Raw genomic sequence first — 20,534 nt, forward strand, 5'->3', positions numbered from 1 at the left:
TCGATCTGGATGGCAGGAAATGTGTAGAAAGATGCCATGCCTATCTCCCCCCGGCCTGTTCCCCCCGGCCCTTTCGCGGGCCGCTCGCTCGCCGAGCTCGCCCAGGACCTCCGCGACGGCCGTACCACCTCCCTCGATCTGACCGAGCAGGCGCTCGGCGCCGCCGCCGCGCTCGACCCTGCGCTGAACGCGTTCGTCACCGTGGACGGCGCCGGTGCGCTGGAGGCGGCCAAGGCGGCGGACGACGAGCTGGCCGCGGGCCGCGACCGGGGGCCGCTGCACGGGATCCCCGTGGCGGTCAAGGACCTGATCGAGGTGGCCGGGCTGCCCGCCACCATGGGCTCCCGGCACTTCGCCGGCTACGTCCCCGACCGCGACGCCGCCTGCGTGACCCGGCTGCGGGAGGCCGGGGCGGTGATCGTCGGCAAGACGACCACCCACGAGTTCGCCTACGGCCCCACCGGCGACCGCTCGGCCAACGGCGCCTCGCGCAACCCGCACGACACCGGCCGCATGTCGGGCGGCTCCAGCGGGGGCAGCGGCGCCGCCGTGGGGGCGGGCATCGTGCCGCTGGCGCTCGGCACCGACACGGGCGGGTCCGTCCGCATCCCGTCCGCTCTGTGCGGGGTCGCCGGGTTCAAGCCCGCGTACGGCGCGATCTCCGCCGACGGCGTGTTCCCGCTGTCGCGCTCCCTCGACCACGTCGGCGTGCTGGCGGCCGACGCGGAGAGCTGCCTGACGGCGTACCGGTGCCTGATCGAGGGCGAGATGCCCGAGCGCGCGCAGGACGCCCGGGTGGCGTGGCTGGACGCGAGCGACCTGCTCGCGGGCGACCCCGAGGTGGTGGCGGCCGCCCGCGCGGCGGCCGCTTCCGCGGGCCCGGCGGGTGAGCTGCCCGAGGTGCGGCTGCCCGGCGGGTTCGCCGAGGAGGTGCTGCACACGTACCGGATGATCCAGTCCTGCGAGGCGGCGGCCGTGCACGCCGAGCGGATGGAGCGCGCGCCCGAGCTGTTCGGCGAGGAGGTGCTGGAGCGGCTGCGCGGCGCGGCGCAGGTGCCGGGATGGCGCTACGTGCGCGCCGTGGAGGACCGCGAGCGGCTCGTCGCCGCCGCGGGCGCGCTGTTCGAGCGGCACGACGTGCTCGCCCTGCCGACGGCGGCGATCACCGCGCCGCCGATCGACCGGCGCGAGGTGACTCTCGGGGACGAGACAGTGCCCGTCGGAGTCGCGCTGCTCTCGCTGACCTGCCCGTGGAACGTGCTGCGCTTCCCCGCCCTGACCGTCCCCGCGGGCACGGTCGCGGGACTGCCGGTGGGCCTGCAGCTCGTCTGCCGTCCCGGCGACGAGGCCCTGCTGTTCTCGGCCGCCCGCCGCCTCACCTCCTGAGGCCGGGGCGCGCGGGCCGGTCTCAGCTCGGCCAGTCCACGATGCGCGCCTCGGCGCGGAAGCGCAGCGCGGGGTCGGCGTAGCGGGCCTCGGGGACGGCGTACAGGGCGTCCACGCCGGCCCGCTGCAGGTCGTACCCGGCGGCGATGAGCGCGATCTCGTCGTCGGGCACGGTCAGCCCTGCGGCGGCGAGCAGGCGGCGTACGGTCTCGTCAGAGCTCATGACACGGTCCTCCTATGCGGCGTGCGCGGGCGCGGCCATGGCGGGAACGCGCAGGTGCCAGTCGGTGATCTGCTGGTAGGCGGCGCCGGCCCGCAGGATCGTGCCCTCTTCGAAGGGCCGCCCCGCGAGCTGCAGCGACAGCGGCAGCCCGTCCCCGGTGAAGCCCATCGGCACGGCCAGGACGGGGTTGCCGACGCAGTCCCAGTACTGCGTGAAGATCCGCGCGAACACGGCCTCCACGTCGAGGCGGCCCTGGGCGTCGGTGAGCGATGCGAAGGAGGGCGCGCCCACGGACGCGGTCGGCGAGGCGACGACGTCCACCTCGCCGAACAGCCTGGCCACCGCGTCCTGGGCGACCCGCCGTACGCGCTGGGCCTGCACGTAGTCGGCGCCGCTGATCAGCGCGCCGCGCGCGAGCATGGCGCGGGTGGCGGCGAAGTAGTCGCCCCAGCGGGCGGCGGCGTCGTTGCGGTGGTAGGCGAGCGCCTCGGCGCAGGCGGTGACGAGGTTCGCGGTGAGCATCTCGTGCCAGTAGGGCAGCTCGACCTCGACCGCGGTGGCGCCGAGGCCGGTCAGCGCGGCGATCGCGGCCTCGAAGGCGGGCGCGGCGGCGGGGTCCGACCCGTCGGGGAAGTGATGCTCGCGTACGACGCCGATGCGCAGCCCGTCCAGCCGGCCGCCGTCGAGGGCGGGCAGGTCGAGCGGGACGTCGACGGAGTCCGGGTCGCTCGGGTGGTGCCCCGCGATGACCTGCAGCACGGCGGCGCAGTCGCGGGCGCTGCGGGCCAGCGGCCCGACGTGGTCGAGCGAGTAGCCGAGCGGCGCGACCCCCGACTTCGGCACCCGGCCGAACGTCGGCATCAGCCCGCTCACCCCGCAGAACGCGGCCGGGATGCGGATGCTGCCGGCCGTGTCCGTGCCGAGCCCGGCGAGGAACATCCCGGCCGCCACGCCGTTGCCGGTGCCCGAGCTGGACCCGCCGGGCCAGGTGCGCGGATCCCACGGGTTGCGCGGCACCGGGAACGGCTTCGACGGGTCCGCCATGCCGCAGGCGAACTCCATCGTCGTGACCTTCCCGGTGATCACCGCGCCGGCCGCCTTGAGCCGGGCCACGACCGGGGCGTCCTTGCCCGCCGCCCACGCCGGGTCGAGTATCAGGCTCTGCGCGGTCGTCGGGCCCTCGGCGGCGGCGATGATGTCCTTCACGCCGAACGGGATGCCGTGCAGCGGCCCGCGGTCCACGCCCGCCGCCAGCTCCTCGTCCGCCCGGGCGGCGGCGGCCATGGCGGTGTCGTCGAAGCGGGTCAGATAGGTGCCGAGCTCGGAGTCCAGCCGGTCGGCGCGCTCGATGGCCTGCTCGGTCAGCTCCACGCTCGTCACCTCGCCCGCCCGCAGGCGGGCGGCGGCCTCGGTCAAGGTCAAGGGGGGTTCCATCGTCCGCTCCTCGGTGGGGGTCAGGGCAGTGGCGCGCGGCGGGCGGCGTTCGAGACGAACAGGAAGCGGTCGCCGCGCACATGAATGAAGGCCAGGTTGAACGGCCGGCCGCCGGCGTCCCTGATCACCTGCTCCATGGTGATCAGCGGGGCGCCCTCGGCGACGCCGAGCCGGGCCGCCGTGGCCGCGTCGGCAGGGGTGCAGCCGCAGATGAACTCCGACTCCTCGTAGGTGACGCCGGCCTCGTTGAGCAGGGCGTACCAGTCGTGCACGAACGGCCTGCCGCGCAGGCGGTCCGCCTCGGGGCTGAGCACGTAGTTGGTGGCCATGCCGTGGGGCTCGTCGCCGTACAGGGAGACGTACTCAAGGCGCAGGCACGGCGTGCCCGCCGGGACGCCGAGCCGCTGCGCCGCCGCCTCCGGCAGCGGGATCGTGGACCGGTCGAGCACCTGGGGGCGCAGCCGCCGGTTGAGCAGGCTCTCCTGGCTGGGCGGCGCGACCCCGTGTGCCTCGGCGAGGCGGGTCATCACCGCTTTGACCACGGCGTGGGTGCCGACGCCCGGGCGGCGGTCGATCAGCCCCTCGCGGCGCAGCACGGCGAGCGCCTCGCGCACGGTGGCTCGGCCGACCCCGTACGCGGCCATCAGCTCGGTCTCGGCGGGCAGCAGGCCGTCGGGGAACGCGCCCCGCAGGACCGCCGAGCGCAGCAGGTCGAGCAGCCGGCGCAGGTCGGCCTCGCGGCCGGCGCGCGGCCGGTGTGATCGCCCCGCCATGCCCGCGGACGATACGGACACGCCGTTACCGCGCCATTCCCGGCCCGTTTCCGGCGGGTAACCCGCTGCGCGGCAGGCCGCCGCCTCCATGACACCTCCAACCCGGCTCGCCCGTTCTCCTGGCGTCCTTGCCGCAGGACGGTAGGGAGGGCGTGTTGCGCGGGCATGACCTGGTGGTTGCGCCGGGTTACGCCGTATCCGGCCCCGTCCGTACGGGGGGTGAGCTGCGCTGACGCGGGGCGCGGCGGCCGTCGCGCCGCTTTCACCACCGACCCGCCGCCTTCCGCGGCCGCGACCGGCCCTCGACCCGCCGCCTTCCCACCGACCGGCCGCCGCGCCCGGCCCTCGACCCGCCGCCATGGCCCACCGACCGGCCACCGCGCCCGGCCCTCGATCCGCCGCCGCTGCCCCGGCCTCCGGTCGGCTCACCCTCAGGCGCACAGGCCGCGAGCCGGGCGGCGGTCACCTCGGGTGGGCGCCGCCGTCCACGCTGAGCACCTGGTTCGTCAGGTAGCCGTTGCGCAGGACCGCCATGCACAGATCGGCCACCTCCCCGGGCCGCCCGAACCGCCCCACCGGCAGCGCACCGGGGCTCGCGCCCGGCGGGAGCATGGCGGTGTCCTCGATGAGCGCGGGCGCCACCGCGTTCACCGTCACCCCATCCGCCGCCACGCGCGGCGCCAGGAAGTGCACCAGGCCGTGCAGCCCCGCCTTGGACGCCGCGTAGTGCGGCCCCACGATCCCGCCCGTGAACCCGGCGACCGACGACATGAACAGCACCCGCCCGAACCGCCGCGCCACCATCCCCGGCAGCGCCGCCTGGGCGAGCAGGAACGGCGCGCGCAGGTTCACCGCCATCGTGCGCTCCCACGTCTCCAAGCCGACTTCGGCGTAGCCGAGCGGTTCGGCGTACCCGGCGTTGGCGATGAGCAGGTCCACCGGGCCCAGCTCCCCCTCGGCCGTGTCGAGCAGGGCGCGGGGCACGCCGGGGTCGGCCATGTCGCCGGGCAGCGCCAGCGCGGGCACCCCGGCGGCCACCGACTCGGCGACGAGCCGCCCCGCCTCGACGGCGCGGCCCCCGTACGCGAAGACCGTGCGCACGCCGGCCGCGATGAGGCGGCGCCCGATCGCCTGCCCGATGCCGCCGGACGCCCCGGTGAGCAGCGCCACCCGACCCTCCAGATCCTCCATGTCCCCTCCAGCCCCGTGGTCACCGTCCTCCCTCGCTTCGTGCCCGTCCGCCGGACACGGCACGCGGCACGGCCGGGCGAGCCGTGCCCCGCGGCGGATCCGCTGGTTACAGTGAGGCCGTGAGCCACGATCGGCACGGCCTGGCCATGACGGGCGCAAGCGCGGCGGCGGTACGCCACTACGACCAGGCGCTCGACGAGCTGCTGCACTTCAGGGCCGAAGTGGACGCCGAGGCGAACGCCGCCGTCGCGGAGTCGCCCGGCTTCCCCATGGGCAACGTCCTGGTCGCCTATCTCGGGCTGCTGACCACCGAGGTGGAGGACGCGCGCACGGCGCGGGCCAGGTTCGAGGCGTTCCAGCGCAGGACGGAGGGCGCCGAGCTGCTGCCCCGCGAGCGAGCGCACGTCGCGGCCGTGCGGGCGCTGCTCGACGGCGACTTGCTGGCCTGCGGGTCGCTGCTCGCCGAGCTGACCGCCGAATACCCGCGCGACGCGCTCGCCCTCGCGGTCGGCCACCAGATCGACTTCTTCACCGGCAACGCGCGCATGCTGCGCGACCGCATCGGCGGCGCGCTCACCGCATGGCCGGACGACGACCCGCACTTCGGTCATCTCCTCGGCATGTACGCGTTCGGTCTCGAGGAGACCGGGCACCGCGACCGGTCGGAGGAGGTCGGGCTGCGGGCGGTCGAGCGGAACCCGCGCGACGTGTGGGCGATCCACGCGGTGGTGCACACGTACGAGGAGCAGGGCCGCTTCGGCACCGGCCTGCGCTATCTCGACGCCCGGCTGCCCGACTGGTCCACCGGGACGTTCTTCAACGTGCACACCTGGTGGCACTACTGCCTGTACGCGCTGGAGAGCGGCGACCACGCGCGGGTGCTCGCGATCTACGACTCCGTGCTCGCGGACGGGCAGTCGTGCCTGGAGCTGCTGGACGCCGCCGCGCTGCTGTGGCGGCTCCACCTGGAGGGCTCCGACCAGCACCGGCGGTGGCGGGACCTGGCCGATCGGTGGCCCGCGCGGGTGGCCGAGCCGTTCTACTCGTTCAACGACATGCACGCGGTGATGTCGTACGTGGGCGCGGGGCGGATCGCCGAGGCCGAGAAGCTGGTCGCCGGGCGGGAGGCGTACGTGGCGCGGCCCCTGCCCGGCGTCACCAACCACGGCATGACGCTGCGGGTGGGCCTGCCGGTGTGCAAGGCGATCGTGGCGTTCGGGCGGGGCGACTACGACGCGGTCGTGGACCTGCTCTACCCGATCAGGCACCGCATCGCCGAGTTCGGCGGCAGCCACGCCCAGCGCGACGCCGTGCAGCGCACGCTGCTCGAGGCGGCCCTGCGGGCCGGGCGGCACCAGCTGGCCAGGCTGCTGGTGAGCGAGCGGATCGGCCTGCGGCCGTGCAGCCCGTACAACTGGCTCAAGCAGGCGGCGCTGGCCGACGCGCTCGGCGACGGCGCGGCGGCGGCCGTGGCCCGGGAGCGCGCCGGCGACCTCGCGCGCGGCGGCGGCGCCGGCCGGAATGTCGGTGGCGTCGAGTAGCTTGCAGGGCATGGAACGGCAACTCACCCTCATGGTCGTGCACGCCCACCCCGACGACGAGTGCCTCAGCACCGGCGGCATCCTCGCCCGCTACTCCGACGAGGGCGTCCGCACCGTCCTGGTCACCTGCACCAACGGCGAGCAGGGCGACGGCGAGGGCGGCGTCAAGCCCGGCGACCCCGGCCACGACGAGGCCGCGGTGGCCAGGCAGCGGCTCGGCGAGCTGCGCGAGTCCGTCGCCCACCTCGGCGTCGAGCACCTCGAGCTGCTGGGCTACCGCGACTCCGGCATGCAGGGCTGGGAGGCCAATTCTCATCCCGAGGCGTTCGCCAACGTGCCGCTGGAGGCGTCGGCCGGGCGGCTCGCCGAGCTGATGGAGCGCTACCGGCCGCAGGTCGTGGTGACGTACGACGAGACGGGCGGCGGCGGTTACGGCCACCCCGACCACGTGCGCGCCCACCAGATCACGATGGCCGCCGCCGAGCGCACCGGCATTCCCGACAAGCTCTACCACACCGCCATCCCCCGGGCCGCGATCAAGCGCATGTTCGAGCTGATGCGCGCCCACGGCATCGACCTCGGCGGCGAGTCCCCCTCCGACGACTTCGGCACCCCCGACGAGAAGGTCACCACCGTCGTCGACGTCTCCGCCTACACCGAGCGCAAGCTCAAGGCGCTGCGGGCGCACGAGAGCCAGGGGGAGAACATCTTCTTCCTGCGCATGCCGGAGGAGGCCCAGCAGCAGGCGTTCTCGCACGAGGCGTTCGTACGCGTGCTGTGCAAGGTCGACGCACCCGCCCGCGAAGACGACCTGTTCGCTGGTCTGCGCTCGTAGGCGTTGAGGGCGGCGGCTGCGGGTGCTGGGGCGACGCCCGCCCCACGGGTGTGAGCCTCGGCGCCCGACTGCAGCCGGCCACGCCGGCGCGGTCTCCGACGCCGGGTCTGCACGGCCGCGGCCGGACCATGCACGGGCGGGCGCCGACACCAGGACCGTGCGACAGCGGTCAGACCTGCACATGCAAGCGCCGCCGCCAAGACCGCACGACAGCGGTCACACCTGCACGTGCAAGCGCCGCCGCCAAAACCGTACGGCTGCGGCCGAACCCGCAGGTGAGCAGGCGACGCTCGCGGCGCGGCGCTCGCGGCGCGGCGTTCGGGACGAGCCACCACCGACGCGCCACCTTCACACAGCGCCTCCTCCGCGCCACCGGCTGCCCAGGGCCACCACCGGTGCCGGGTTTCCGGGGAGAGGCAGCCCGGCCGCTCGGCAAAGCAGCCGGAGGGACGGCGAGCCGACGAGACCGCTGAGCATCACACCGGACAGGGCGGCCGGGGCGTTGTGTGTGACGGCCGGGGTGAAAGTTTCATCGGCGGGTGGCCGTCTTCGCAGCTTGCGCGGAGGCGCGCGATCACGGTGATGGTGAGCGGCCGTACCGGCGCCTACAGTGCTGACAGACGCATCCGGAGATCTGGTCAAGGAGCCTGTCATGCGCGCCCGACTCGTCCCGGTTCTTGTACTCGCCCTCCTGACGTTCGGCCTCGGTGCGCCACCGGCCGGTGCGCAGAGCGCCGCTGAGCCGGGCGCCACGCGGGACGCCGCACCCAGAGCGCAGAGCACGGAGCCGAAGACGCGGGACACCGCACAAGAGGCTGGGGACACCGCACAAGAGGCGAAGGGCACCGCACAAGAGGCGGGGGGCACCGCACGCAGAGCGCAGGGCACGGCACCGAGGGCGCGGGGCTCCGCAGCCGGGGTCGCGGAGGGGGCTGCGCGGGACGCCGAAGCGGGAGCCGCCCAGGACGGGTTCGACTTCGCGCGGGCGGAGGTGTCGGTCACCGGGCTGCAGGTGCCGTGGGGGCTGGCGTTCCTGCCCGACGGCAGCGCGCTGGTGTCAGAGCGCGGCACCGGCCGCATCATGCAGGTACGCCCGGGGCAGGCGCCGACGCCGGTGGCGACGATCAGCGGGCTGCAGGCCTCGGGCGAGGGCGGCCTGCTGGGCATCGCGGTCTCGCCGACGTACGCGCAGGACGGCTGGGTGTACGCGTACTTCACCAGCACCGCCGGCGACAACCGCCTGGCCAGGCTCAGGCTCTCGGACCCGCAGACGCAGGAGGTGCTCTTCTCCGGGGTGCCGAGCGGGACCATCCACAACGGCGGCCGCATCGCGTTCGGCCCGGACGGCATGCTGTACGTCGCCACCGGCGACGTCGGCAACACCTCCAACGCGCAGAACCTCAACAGCCCGGCCGGCAAGATCCTGCGCATGACGCCCGAGGGGGGCGTCCCCGAGGACAACCCGTTCCCGGGCTCGCGGGTGTGGAGCTACGGCCACCGCAACGTCCAGGGCCTGGCGTGGGACGACGAGGGCCGGATGTTCGCGAGCGAGTTCGGTCAGGACACCTGGGACGAGGTCAACCAGATCGTCGCGGGCGGCAACTACGGCTGGCCGGTGTGCGAGGGCAGGTGCGGCGACTCGTCCTACCGCGACCCGATCGTCACGTGGTCGACCGCCGAGGCGTCGCCCAGCGGCCTGGCGTACGCCGGCGGCGCACTCTACGTGGCGGCGCTGCGCGGGCAGCGGCTCTGGACGATCCCGCTGAACGCCGGCACGCCGGGCACGCCGGTGGCGGAGCTGCGGTCGGCGTACGGCCGGCTGCGCGCGGTCGCGGCGGGCCCGGACGGCCATCTCTGGGTGACGACCAGCAACCGCGACGGCCGCGGCATCCCGGTGGCGCAGGACGACCGCATCATCCGCATTCCGCCCGCGACGGACGGCGGCGGCGAGCCGTCCGGCACGTGCACCGCCACGGCCACCGTGCAGACGCAGTGGAGCACCGGATACGTGATCCAGCCGGTGACCGTCGCCAACACCGGCTCGGCGCCGCTGGACGGCTGGACGGTGACGTTCACGCTGCCGGCCGGTCACGCGGTGACGGGCTCGTGGAACGCGACCCTGACCGTCTCCGGCCAGACCGTCACGGCCAGGAACACCGCGGACAACGGCACCCTCGCGGCCGGCCAGAGCACGACGTTCGGCTTCCAAGCCACCCGCCCCTCCGGCGACACCAGCGTCCCGTCCGGCTACCAGTGCTCCTGAGCGTCCGCTCTCCGGGTCTCGGCCCGTGAGGGGGCGATCCGGCAAGCTGAACGGGGCAGGGCGGACGAACGGGGAGCAGGCTCACGGGCGAAGCGGACCGACGAGCAGGGCGGAGCCGGAGCGATGGCCGACGAGGCGAAGCCGGAGCCCGCTCGATCGGCGACGCCGCAGCGGTGGTCGGCGGGGTGTGACGGACTCGTTCCGTCGGTGGAGCCGGACGGGGAGGCGGGGTCAGATCCAGCCGCGCCGGGTGGCTTCCATGGCGATCTGGAAGCGGGTGCGGACTCCCAGCCGGTGCATCAGCCTGGTGATGTGGCGCTGCACCGTGCGCTCGCTCCACCCCAGGGCGCGGGCCGCTGAGCGGTCCGTCGCGCCGGCGGCGAGCAGGGTGAGCAGGCGTTCCTCGTCGGGCGGCAGGTCCCGATCGGAGGCGATCTCGCCGGCCCCGGCGAGCCCGCCGGCGCCGCCCGCTCCGGGGAGGCGGACGGGGACGCTGCGGTCCCACAGGGCCTCGAAGAGGGCGATCAGGGCGTCGAGCAGCGGCGACGGGTGGATCAGGTACGACGCGCTGAGCACGTCGTCCCCGGCCCGCATGAGCGGGATGATGGCGAGCCGGTCGTCGGAGATGCCGAGCTTCATGGGCAGCCCGGCGTGGATCCTCGCCTGCTCGCCGTGCTGCATCCCGATGGTGACGTCCTCCAGCCAGCCGGACATCTCAAGGACGCTGGAGTCGTAGATGACCCGGTAGCTCACGCCGCGCCGCAGCAGGTCGAGCTCGACGGAGTTGGGTTCGCGGTGCTGGGCGGGGGCGGCGTACGGCGGGCGGTCGAAGCCGCGCATCTGCGCCCGCGTGTCCCGCTGCATCTGCACCCACCGCTGGTTGACCTCGTCTCGCCCGGAGACGACTTCGACGAGTTCGCCGGGGTGGGCGAAGCGGGTGTTGGCGCGGTAGACCTCCATGAGGGCCCGGATGTGGGCGCGTACGCCGTCCAGTTCGCGCTCCCGTTCGCGCAGCAGCGCCTCGAGGCTGCTGTCGGGCGAGACGGCGACGTAGCGGGTGGGCCGCCCGGTGGAGCGGGTGGCCAGGCCGAGGTCGAGCAGCGTCTGGAGAATCCGGCGGGCGGCGGCGGCCGGCAGGTGGCAGTCGGCGACGATCTCGGCGACGGTGGCCTGGGTTCTGCGGACGAGCGCGTGGTAGACCTCCTCGTCCTGCGGGCTGAGCCCGATCGCCTCCAGCACGCGATCCTCCTGTCGGGATAACGACACATGACAGAAACTCGCCACTAACAGATCTTGTCAGTAAATGGCGGATGATGTCAGCGTTCTTGAGCACCACTGGCCCCAGTGGCCACAGGAATGAAGGAGCATCATGCCGTTGTCCCCTCGTCGCTTGCCTGGTCGCCGACTGCTGGCAGCTGTCTTACCTGCGGTCTTGCTGACGACTGCGACGTTCGGGACGCTCGTCCCGGCGACCGCGGGCCCGGCCGCGGCTCAGACGGCCCCCGCCCCCGAACGGGGCGGCAAGATCGACGCCAAGCTTGCCGAGCAGATGAAGAGCGCGCGCGGTCGCATCGAGGCGCTCGTCATATTGCGTACGCTGAAGGAGCCGCCCCCGGCCGACACCCCCGTGAAGGCGCGTGCCGCTCTCAAGGAGAGCGCGGAGCCGGTGCAGGACCCGGTGGCCGAGTACGTGCGCTCGCGCGGCGACCAGGTGGTCAACACGTTCTGGCTGAAGAACATGATCCTGGTACGTGCCACGCCCGCGACGCTGGCCGCGCTTGCCGAGCTTGAGCTGGTCGAACGGATCATCCCGAACTTCACCCTCACCGCGCCCGAGCCGAAGCAGGCGCCGCAGCCCAGGACCATGGCGGCCGAGGAGACCACCTGGGGCATCGCCAAGATCGGCGCGGACCGCGTGCAGAAGGAGCGCGGCCTGACCGGCAAGGGCGTCCGCGTGGCCGTGCTCGACACCGGCATCGACATCACCCACCCCGACCTGCAGGGCAAGCTGGTGGGCTCGGGTCCGGAGCACGCGGGCGGCTGGATCGAGTTCGACCCTGACGGCAAGCCCGTGGCCAGCGAGCCGCACGACAGCGCCTTCCACGGCACCCACGTGGCGGGCACGATCGCGGGCGGCAACGCCTCCGGCACGCAGATCGGCGTCGCGCCCGGCGCCGAGCTGATGGCCGCGCTGACCATCCCGGGCGGCAACGGTACGTTCGCGCAGGTGATCGCGGGCATGCAGTGGGCGATCGCGCCGTACGCCGCCGACGGCACCCCGGCGGGCGAGCCCGCCGACGTGGTCAGCATGTCGCTCGGCGCCGAGGGCTTCTGGGACGAGATGATCGAGCCCGCGAGGAACATCTACCGGGCGGGCGCGTTCCCCTCCTTCGCCATCGGCAACAACTGCGCGGAGGGCGCGTCCTCCAGCCCCGCCAACGTGTACGAGGCGATCTCCGTGGGCGCGACCGACGCCGACGACAACGTGGGCGAGTTCTCCTGCGGCGGCGTGGTCAAGTCGACCGACTGGTTCGACGCGCCGCCGGAGTGGCCGGACTCGTACGTGGTGCCCGACGTCTCCGCGCCCGGCGTGGACGTGGTCTCGACGATGCCCGGCGGCGAGTACGCGGCGCTGAACGGCACCTCGATGGCCACCCCGCACGTGTCGGGCACGCTCGCCCTCATGCTGGAGGCCCGCCCCGACCTGACCGTTGAGGCGGCCGAGGAGATCCTGGCCGGTACGGCGGTCGCCGACGACCGCTACGGCCCGCTGCCGAACCCCCGCTACGGCCGTGGCCGCATCGACGCCTACGCGGCGGTCGCCGAGGCGACGCTGACCAGCGGCGTGCGCGGCACCGTCGTCGACAAGCACGGCCGCAAGCCGCTGGCCGGCGTGCGGGTGACCAGGCCCGACGGGCGCAGCACCGAGACGGACGAGGACGGCCGCTTCGAGCTGCGGCTGCCCCCGGGCGAGCACGAGCTGACGCTGTCCAGGTTCGGCTACGAGGACGAGAAGAAGACCGTCAAGGTGGAGGCGGACCGCCTCTCCGACACGCGATTCGAGCTGAAGCGGACCAAGTGGAGCGCGATCTCCGGGCACGTGACGTACGGGCCGACCGGCACGGCCGTGCCCGGCGCCACCGTCCGCGTGCTGGGTGTGCCCGACGAGCTGGCCGCCACCACCGACGCCAGGGGCCACTACACGATCAAGGACGTGCCGGTCGGCACGTACAAGATCGCCGCACAGGGCGTCGGCGTCTCCAGGTCGCCTGAGACCGAGGTGACGGTGGACAAGCACAACGCGAAGGCGGACCTCACGCTGCCCCGCCGCTCCCCCACCGAGCGGGTCTCGCTCGCCACGGACGGCCGGCAGGCCAACCACGACTCCTGGTGGGCCGAGCTGAGCGGCGACGGCAGCACGGTGGTGTACGCGAGCCTCGCCACCAACCTCACCGATGAGCGCGACACCAACGGCGAGCTGGACGTCTTCGCCACCGACCTGCGCACCGGCGTGACCGAGCGGGTCTCGGTGGCGGCCGACGGCGGGATCGCCGACTCGTTCTCGCTGTCGCCGAAGGTCAGCCACGACGGCCGGTACGTCGGCTTCAACAGCGGCGCGACCAACCTCGTCGAAGGCGACGACAACGGCCAGACGGACGCCTTCGTGTACGACCGGCAGACCGGGAAGACCGAGATGGTCTCGGTGTCGTCCAGCGGCGAGCCGGGCGACGGGAACTCGGGCCCGCCGAGGCTCAGCGCGGACGGCCGGTACGTGGTCTTCGACAGCATGGCCGCGAACCTCGTGCCCGGCGACACCAACGGGCGCAACGACGTGTTCCTGCACGACCGGCAGACCGGCACCACCGAGCGGATCTCCGTGACGCAGGACGGCGAGCAGTCGAACGGCAACGCCCGCGAGGCCACGATCAGTGGCGACGGCCGGTACATCGCCTTCCAGAGCGACGCATCCGACCTGGTGCCGGGGGACGACAACGGGGAGATCGACACCTTCCTGCTGGACCGGCAGACGGGCACGCTCACCCGTATCACCGGCCCCGACCCGGCCACCCCCACCGACGGCCCCGTGATCAGCGCGGACGGCACCAAGATCGCCTACTCCAACGGCATCGGGCTCGGCGAGATCTACGTGCAGGACCTCGCCACCGGCAAGACCGACATGGTGTCGGTGACGCTGGACGGGACCGGCGCGAACGCCCTGAGCTTCGCCCCCTCCCTGTCCGCCGACGGAAGCAAGGTCGCCTTCTACAGCGACTCCCCTATGCTCGTCGAGGGCGACACGAACAACCTCAACGACATCTTCGTCCGGGACGTCGCGGCGGGCATCACCACCCGGGTGTCCACCGTGCCCGGAGGCGGTGAGGGCGACGGGCGCTCGTACCTGCCGTCGATCAGCGCGGACGGCCGGTACGTGGCGTTCGAGAGCGGCTCGACCAACCTGGTCGACGGAGACACGAACAAGCGTTCGGACATCTTCGTGCACGACCTGGTGAACGGGCCCGAGGCGCTGTTCGTGGTGAGCGACCTGAAGGTGACGCCGGAGTCGTCGCCGTCGGGGCACGCGCGGGTGAGCGCGCAGGTGCGCAACATCGGCGAGCGCGATGGGACCTACGACGCCGTGCTGCGCGTGAACGGCGCCGAGGAGCAGCGGCGCGCGGTGACGCTGAAGCCCGGTAAGGACGCGAAGGTCTCGTTCGAGCTGCGGCGCACCGAGGCGGGCACGTACACCGTCACGGTCGGCCCGCTGACCGGCCACTTCACGGTGAAGCGGTGATGCACGCCGCTCCGCTGACCGGCCGCTCCGCGGCCGGACGGTGATCACGTGACGAGGGGGCCGTCCCGGATGAAGGGGCGGCCCCCTCTGCGTGTGCGGGCTCAGGGGTGGGGCCCCGCGCGGGCTCGGCCGCCGCTCCCCCGATGCCCGCCGGGCGTCGTCGAGGGCAACCGGGCCGTGCTGCGATGATGAACTCCGTCCAGGAGGGCGTCCGTGCACACGACCGCGCTCCTGACCGTGCGGACACGGCAGCGTACCCGGGAAGAGAGGCTGGTCCGATGATCGCTGTGCTCGGCGAGTGCGTCGCCGATGCCTTCACCGAGCCGCCGCCCGCGGGCGGCCGGAGCGGGACAAGCGGCGGAAGCGGACCCGGCAGGGGGAACGAGGCCGGCGGCCCGGGGGCGGGGCTGAGGTTGCGGGTGCTGCCCGGCGGCGGGCCGGCGAACACGGCGGTGGCGCTCGCCCGGCTCGGCACGCCGACCCGCTTCCTGGGGCGGCTGTCGGGGGACGTCTTCGGCGAGATGTTCCGCGCCCGGCTGGCCGCGTCGGGCGTCGACCTGTCGGCGGCGGTCGCGGCGGGCGAGCCGAGCACGCTGGCGGTGGCCGCGCTCGACGAGGACGGCCGGGCCGCGTACACCTTCTACGCCCAGGGCACCGCCGACTGGCAGTGGACGCGCGGCGAGCTGGACCTGTCGCGGCTCGGCACCGCCTCGTGCCTGCACACCGGCTCGCTCGCGCTGGTCAAGCGGCCGGGCGCGGCGGCCGTCGAGGAGTTCGCGGCCTCCGCCGCCGGGCGGGTCACGGTCTCGATCGACCCCAACGTGCGGCCCAGCCTCGCCGCGCGGGACGACTACCAGGTGGAGCGGTGGTGCGCGTACGCCGACGTGCTGCGGCTGAGCGACGACGACCTCGCGTTCCTGCTGCCGGGCACCCCGGCCGAGGCCGCCTGCGACCGCTGGCACGCGGCCGGGGCCCGGCTGATCGTGGTCACGCTCGGCGCGAAGGGCGCGCTGGTGTCGCTGGACGGCGAGCGCGCCACCGTGCCCGCCGTGCCCGTCGAGGTGGCCGACACGGTCGGGGCGGGCGACGCGTTCACCGCCGGGCTGCTGCACCACCTGGAGGGCAGGGGGCTGCTCGGCGGGCGGCTGGACACCCTCGACCTCGACACCGCCGTGGCGGCGGCGACGTTCGCGGCCCGCGTGGCGGCGCTGACGTGCACGGTCCCCGGCGCCGACCCGCCCTGGCCGCACCGGCTCTGACGCCGCCCGCGGATGAGCACGCCGCCGGTGAGAACGCCCTGCCGGAACGCGGCGGCCGGGACCGCGCCTCAGGCCCCGGCCCCGGCCGTCACGCGCCTCAGAAGTCGAAGTCGTCGATGTTGTCCTTGGTGAAGACGAACGGGTCGCCCAGCAGGACCGTGCCGTCCTTGCCGACCGTGTAGTCGCCGAGCCTGCCCGCCTGGAACGTCTCGCCCTCCTTGCCGGTGATCAGCCCGGAGGCCAGCGCGCCGCCGGCGTAGGCGGCCAGGTAGCCGAGGTCGGACGGGTTCCACAGGGCGAACGCCTTGACCGTGCCGTCCTTGACGTACGCGCGCATCTGGTTGGGCGTGCCGAGCCCGGTGAGCTGCACCTTGCCCTTGTACTCGGAGGCGGACAGGTAGCGGGCGGCCGCCGCGACGCCGACCGTGGTGGGCGAGATGATGCCCTTCAGGTCGGGGTGCTTGGCCAGCAGGCCCTGCGTCTCCTGGAACGACTTCTGGTCGTCGTCGTCGCCGTAGACGGTGTCGACCAGCGTGAGCTTGGCGTACTCGGGTTTGGCCAGCTCCTTCTTCATCATCTCGATCCAGGTGTTCTGGTTGGTGGCGTTCGCGGTCGCCGACAGGATCGCGATCTCGCCGCCCTCCTCGCCGATCGCCTCGCTGATGAGCTTGATCTGCGAGGCGGCGATGCCTTCGGGGCCGGCCTGGTTGATGAACAGGTCGCGGCAGGAGGGGTTCGTGTCGGAGTCGTACGTGACGACCTTGGCGCCGGCGGCACGGGCCTCCTGGAGCGCGCCGCAGATGGCGTCCTTGTCGTTGGCGGAGACCACGATCACGTCGGTGCCCTGCTGCGACAGCGTGTTGATGTAGCTGACCTGCGCCGACGGGCTCGCCTCCGAGGGGCCGGTCTGACTGTAGACGCCCTTGAACTCCTCGACCGCGACCTTGCCGCCCTTGTTGTCGGAGGCGTCGAAGTACGGGTTGTTCACCTGCTTGGGCAGGAAGGCGACCTTCAGCCCCTCCTTGATCGTCCCGGTGCCCGCGGAGGCGCCGGAGCCGGGCTGGGCGGCCTCCTCCTGGCTCGCACAGCCGGAGACGGCGAGGCTGAACGCGGTGAGCACCGCCAGGGCGACGGCCCTGCCTCCTCGAGTTATCGCTGCCATGATGAGGTTCCTTTCGCGGCCCGCGATCGCGGTCAGGGGGTGAAGGATCGCCGCCGGCGCAACCGCTCGCGCACCATGCCGGCGACATTGGGTCCCACGACGGAGACGATGAGCAGGGATCCGGTGATGATGGTCAGGGTGTTGGCCGGGACGTACGCGAGCTGCAGCGCGTTGCGCAGCGTGCCGAGCAGGATGACGGCGGCGATGACGCCGAGCAGCCCGCCGCGCCCGCCGAAGATGGACACGCCGCCGAGCAGCACCGCGGCCACCACGGCGAGCTCCAGGCCCATGCCGTTGTCGGCGCGGGCGCTGGCGAAGCGCAGCGTCCAGAACACGCCGGCCAGCGACGACATCGCGCCGGTGGCGACGAAAAGCCAGAACTTCGTGCGGGCCACGCCGATGCCGGTGAAGCGGGCGGCCTCGGCGTTGTTGCCGATGGCGTACAGGCCGCGGCCGATCGGGGTGGCGTGCAGCACGAGCGCGAAGACGATCGCCAGGGCGGCGACCACGAGGATCATCCACGGGATGGTCAGCCCGGGGATGGGGGCGATCGCGCCCATCGTCCACTCGGGCGGGTAGTCGGCCACCGCCTTGTCGCCGAGCACGACGTACGCGAGCCCCCGGTAGAGCGCCAGCGTGCCGATCGTCACCGCGAGCGACGGCAGGCCGAAGCCGGTCACGAACAGGCCGTTGACCGCGCCGAGCAGCGCGCCCAGCAGCAGGCAGAGCACGATCACCACGGGCAGCGAGGTCACGCCCCACAGCCAGAGCTGTCCCATGACGGTGCAGGTCAGGCCCAGGGTGCTGGCCACCGACAGGTCGATCTCGCCCGTGATGATCACCAGGGTCATGGGAAGCGCGATGAGCGCGATCGGGATGACCTCCAGCGTGACGAACCGCCAGAAGCGCGGGCTCGCCACGCCCTCGATCGTGAGCGCGCCGATCGCGACGACCAGGATCAGCGCCACGACGAGGACGGCGTCCCAGGAGCCGGCGACCGGCCGCACCCGCCGCAGCAGCCCGCCGCCCGCCGTGGTGTCCGTGACTCTCTCGTGCAGCGTGTCAGCCACGGCCGCTCCTTCCTCGCAGGGACCTCGCCATGCGGACGGCCAGCGCCCGGTCCAGGCCGATCGCGGCCAGGATGAGCGCGCCCACGGCGGCCCGCTGCCAGAACGGGCTCACCCCGAGCACCGGCAGCGCGCTGCTGATCGTGGTGAGCAGCACCGCGCCGAGCGCGGCGCCGTAGACCGAGCCGCTGCCGCCGAAGATGGCCACGCCGCCGACCACCACGGCGGCCACGACGTTCAGCTCGAAGCCGGTGCCGGCGTTGGCGTCGAGGGTGCCGAAGCGGGCCGCGTACAGGACGCCGGCCAGGCCCGCGAGCGCACCCGAGACGGCGAACGCGGCGAAGACCCGCCTGCCGACGGGGATGCCGGCCAGGCGGGCGGCGGGCGGGCTGGAGCCGATGGCGTACAGCTCCCTGCCGCTGCGGTACGTCCGCAGGTAGTAGCCGGCGGCCACCAGCACCACCACCGCGAACAGCGCGAGCACCGGCACGCCCAGCACGGTCGCGCTGCCCATCCGCAGGAAGCCGGGCGGCATGTCGGCGGCGTTGATCTGGCGTCCCGTGGCCCAGGTGTAGTCGACGCCGCGGAAGACGTACAGGGTGCCGAGCGTCACCACCAGGGCGGGGACGCGGGCGGCGGCGATGAGCGCGCCGTTGACGGCCCCGCAGGCCGCGCCGAGCAGCACGCCGGCGGCCAGCGCGACGGGGATGGGCAGCTCCGGGTTCGCCACGAAGAGGCTGCCGGTCGCGAACGCCGACAGCCCCAGCACCGAGCCGACCGACAGGTCCACGTTGCGGGTGATGACGACGATGCTCTGCCCGACGGCGAGCACCGCGAGGATGGTCGAGCCGAGCAGCAGGTCCTTGATGCCCTGCGCGGTGAGGAAGCGCGGGTTGACCAGCGTGGTCACGGCCACGAGCAGCACCAGCGCGGCGGCGATGCCCAGCTCTCTGATCACGAACAGCCGGTGCACGAGCCGGGTGCCCTCGCGCGCTGCCGTGGGGGCCTGCGTCACCGCCGTCATGCGTCACCGCCCTGTCCGGTCGCGGCCAGCATCACCGACTCCTCATCCGCCCGCGTTCGCGGGATGCCGGCCACCAGCCGCCCCTCGTGCATGACGAGCACACGGTCGGCCATGCCCAGCACCTCGGGCAGCTCGCTGGAGATCATCAGCACCGCGACGCCCTGCCCGGCCAGCTCCGACAGCAGCCGGTGCACCTCGGCCTTGGTGCCGACGTCGATGCCGCGGGTGGGCTCGTCCACGATGAGCACGCCGGGCTCGGTGGACAGCCACTTGGCCAGCACCACCTTCTGCTGGTTGCCGCCCGACAGCGTGGAGACGGGGTCGGTGAGGCGGGCGCTCTTGACCTGGAGGCGCTCGCTCCACGTGCGGGCCGCGGCCCGCTCCGCGCCGCCGAACAGCAGCCCGAGGCGGCTCAGCGACCAGCGCCTGGTGAGCGTGGCGTTGCGCTCGACCGACAGCTCCATGACCAGGCCCTGCTGGCGGCGGTCCTCGGGGACGAGGGCCAGCCCCGCGGCGATGGCGGCGGCGGTGTCGCCGGGCGGGAGCGTCCTACCGTCCACGATCACCTCGCCGGCGTCGGGCCGGTCCACGCCGAACACGGCCCGCGCCACCTCGCTGCGCCCGGCCCCGACGAGCCCGGCGAGGGCCACGATCTCGCCGGCGCGCACGGTGAAGGAGACGTCCTCGAAGACGCCGTGCCTGGTCAGGTCGCGCACCTCCAGGCGGGGCCGGCCGATGTCCGCTGCCGTCTTGGGGTACAGCGAGGACACCTCGCGGCCGACCATCCTGCGGACCAGCTCCTCGACGGTGAGGTCAGAGGCGGGGTCGGTGGAGACCCAGCGGCCGTCGCGCATCACCGTGATCCGCGAGCAGAGTGTGAAGATCTCGTCGAAGCGGTGGGAGATGAACAGCACCGCGGCGCCGGTTTCGCGCAGCGACCCGACGACCGAGAACAGCCGCTCGACCTCCACGCCGGACAGCGCGGCGGTGGGCTCGTCCATGATGAGGACGCGGGCGTCGAACGCGAGCGCCTTGGCGATCTCCACGAGCTGCTGGTCGGCGATGGACAGGCCGCGGGCGGGCCGGTCGGGGTCGAGCCCGACGCCGAGCCTGGCGAACAGCTCCGACGTGGCCGCGCGCATGGCCTTGGCGTCGATGCGCCGCATGCTGCGCAGCGGCTGGCGGCTCATGAAGATGTTCTCCGCGACCGACAAATCCGGAAATAGTGTCGGTTCTTGATAAATCACCGCAATTCCGGCGGCCTGGGCGTCGGCGGGACCGGAGAACGCCCGCTCCTCCCCGTCCACGGTCAGCGTGCCCGTGTCGGCGGGATGGGCGCCGGCGAGGATCTTCACCAGCGTCGACTTACCGGCCCCGTTCTCTCCCACCAGGCCGTGCGCCTCGCCGGCGTACAGGTCGAGCCGCACGCCCGACAGGGCCTGGACCGCGCCGAAGGACTTGCTGACATTCCGTAGCGACAGGATGGGAGGAGATTCGCTCATACGCCCTCCGGCGCCGTTGTCGGCGAAACGTTTTAATGTGTCCAGAACGTAAAACGGCGGGGAGTTACGTGTCAATACTCTT

Annotated in this window: 15 protein-coding genes; 6 read left to right on the forward strand and 9 right to left on the reverse strand. The window is 73.4% G+C overall.

The window, feature by feature from the left end:
- Positions 1-36: 36 nt before the first annotated feature.
- Positions 37-1,386, forward strand: coding sequence for an amidase (locus ACGFIM_RS06875; RefSeq protein WP_393195819.1), 1,350 nt, complete (start codon positions 37-39; stop codon positions 1,384-1,386).
- A 22-nt stretch (positions 1,387-1,408) separates the two neighbouring features.
- On the opposite strand, the gene ACGFIM_RS06880 is transcribed toward ACGFIM_RS06875, so the two are convergent.
- The 4 genes from ACGFIM_RS06880 to ACGFIM_RS06895 all read right to left on the reverse strand — a co-directional run bounded on the left by ACGFIM_RS06880 (position 1,409) and on the right by ACGFIM_RS06895 (position 5,007).
- Entirely contained in the window at positions 1,409-1,609 is a 201-nt protein-coding gene (locus ACGFIM_RS06880; RefSeq protein WP_393195822.1) for a hypothetical protein, read from the reverse strand.
- Between the two features lie 12 nt (positions 1,610-1,621).
- The gene (locus tag ACGFIM_RS06885) at positions 1,622-3,043 is read right to left on the reverse strand and encodes an amidase (RefSeq protein ID WP_393195825.1); all 1,422 of its coding nucleotides are present in this window, start codon (positions 3,041-3,043) and stop codon (positions 1,622-1,624) included.
- 20 nt (positions 3,044-3,063) lie between these two features.
- Positions 3,064-3,816 carry a GntR family transcriptional regulator gene (locus ACGFIM_RS06890; protein WP_393195828.1) on the reverse strand — a complete coding sequence of 251 codons (753 nt, stop codon included), beginning with the start codon at positions 3,814-3,816 and terminating at the stop codon, positions 3,064-3,066.
- A 462-nt stretch (positions 3,817-4,278) separates the two neighbouring features.
- On the reverse strand, positions 4,279-5,007 hold the full coding sequence (locus ACGFIM_RS06895) for an SDR family NAD(P)-dependent oxidoreductase (RefSeq protein ID WP_393195831.1): 729 nt from the start codon (positions 5,005-5,007) through the stop codon (positions 4,279-4,281).
- 119 nt (positions 5,008-5,126) lie between these two features.
- Between ACGFIM_RS06895 and ACGFIM_RS06900 the strand changes: the two genes are divergently transcribed.
- From ACGFIM_RS06900 to ACGFIM_RS06910, 3 genes are all read left to right on the forward strand, one after another.
- A complete protein-coding gene (locus tag ACGFIM_RS06900) occupies positions 5,127-6,548 on the forward strand; it encodes a tetratricopeptide repeat protein (RefSeq protein ID WP_393195834.1) in 1,422 nt (473 codons plus the stop codon).
- 10 nt (positions 6,549-6,558) lie between these two features.
- Positions 6,559-7,383, forward strand: a complete 825-nt coding sequence (locus ACGFIM_RS06905; RefSeq protein ID WP_393195837.1) for a PIG-L family deacetylase — start codon at positions 6,559-6,561, stop codon at positions 7,381-7,383.
- Positions 7,384-8,035: 652 nt separating this feature from the next.
- A complete protein-coding gene (locus tag ACGFIM_RS06910; RefSeq protein ID WP_393195840.1) occupies positions 8,036-9,646 on the forward strand; it encodes a PQQ-dependent sugar dehydrogenase in 1,611 nt (536 codons plus the stop codon).
- A 231-nt stretch (positions 9,647-9,877) separates the two neighbouring features.
- Here the strand turns inward: ACGFIM_RS06910 and ACGFIM_RS06915 are convergent, their stop codons facing one another.
- The gene (locus tag ACGFIM_RS06915; RefSeq protein ID WP_393195843.1) at positions 9,878-10,885 is read right to left on the reverse strand and encodes a helix-turn-helix domain-containing protein; all 1,008 of its coding nucleotides are present in this window, start codon (positions 10,883-10,885) and stop codon (positions 9,878-9,880) included.
- Positions 10,886-11,078: 193 nt separating this feature from the next.
- On the opposite strand from ACGFIM_RS06915, the gene ACGFIM_RS06920 reads away from it, so the two are divergent.
- Positions 11,079-14,438, forward strand: a complete 3,360-nt coding sequence (locus tag ACGFIM_RS06920; protein ID WP_393195846.1) for a S8 family serine peptidase — start codon at positions 11,079-11,081, stop codon at positions 14,436-14,438.
- A 278-nt stretch (positions 14,439-14,716) separates the two neighbouring features.
- Entirely contained in the window at positions 14,717-15,697 is a 981-nt protein-coding gene (locus ACGFIM_RS06925; RefSeq protein ID WP_393195849.1) for a carbohydrate kinase, read from the forward strand.
- Positions 15,698-15,794: 97 nt separating this feature from the next.
- On the opposite strand, the gene rhaS is transcribed toward ACGFIM_RS06925, so the two are convergent.
- The 4 genes from rhaS to ACGFIM_RS06945 are packed head-to-tail and all read right to left on the reverse strand — an operon-like array spanning position 15,795 to position 20,452.
- Positions 15,795-16,859 carry a rhamnose ABC transporter substrate-binding protein gene (gene rhaS / locus ACGFIM_RS06930; protein ID WP_393195852.1) on the reverse strand — a complete coding sequence of 355 codons (1,065 nt, stop codon included), beginning with the start codon at positions 16,857-16,859 and terminating at the stop codon, positions 15,795-15,797.
- A gap of 32 nt (positions 16,860-16,891) precedes the next feature.
- Positions 16,892-17,929 carry an ABC transporter permease gene (locus ACGFIM_RS06935; protein ID WP_393195855.1) on the reverse strand — a complete coding sequence of 346 codons (1,038 nt, stop codon included), beginning with the start codon at positions 17,927-17,929 and terminating at the stop codon, positions 16,892-16,894.
- A complete protein-coding gene (locus ACGFIM_RS06940) occupies positions 17,922-18,950 on the reverse strand; it encodes an ABC transporter permease (protein WP_393195858.1) in 1,029 nt (342 codons plus the stop codon). Before ACGFIM_RS06940 ends, ACGFIM_RS06935 begins: the two co-directional genes overlap by 8 nt.
- A complete protein-coding gene (locus tag ACGFIM_RS06945; protein ID WP_393195861.1) occupies positions 18,947-20,452 on the reverse strand; it encodes a sugar ABC transporter ATP-binding protein in 1,506 nt (501 codons plus the stop codon). The genes ACGFIM_RS06940 and ACGFIM_RS06945 overlap by 4 nt, the downstream gene beginning before the upstream one ends.
- Positions 20,453-20,534 lie beyond the last annotated feature (82 nt).

Origin of the sequence: Nonomuraea sp. NPDC049309 (assembly GCF_043196965.1) — a bacterium.
GTDB lineage: Bacteria > Actinomycetota > Actinomycetes > Streptosporangiales > Streptosporangiaceae > Nonomuraea > Nonomuraea fastidiosa.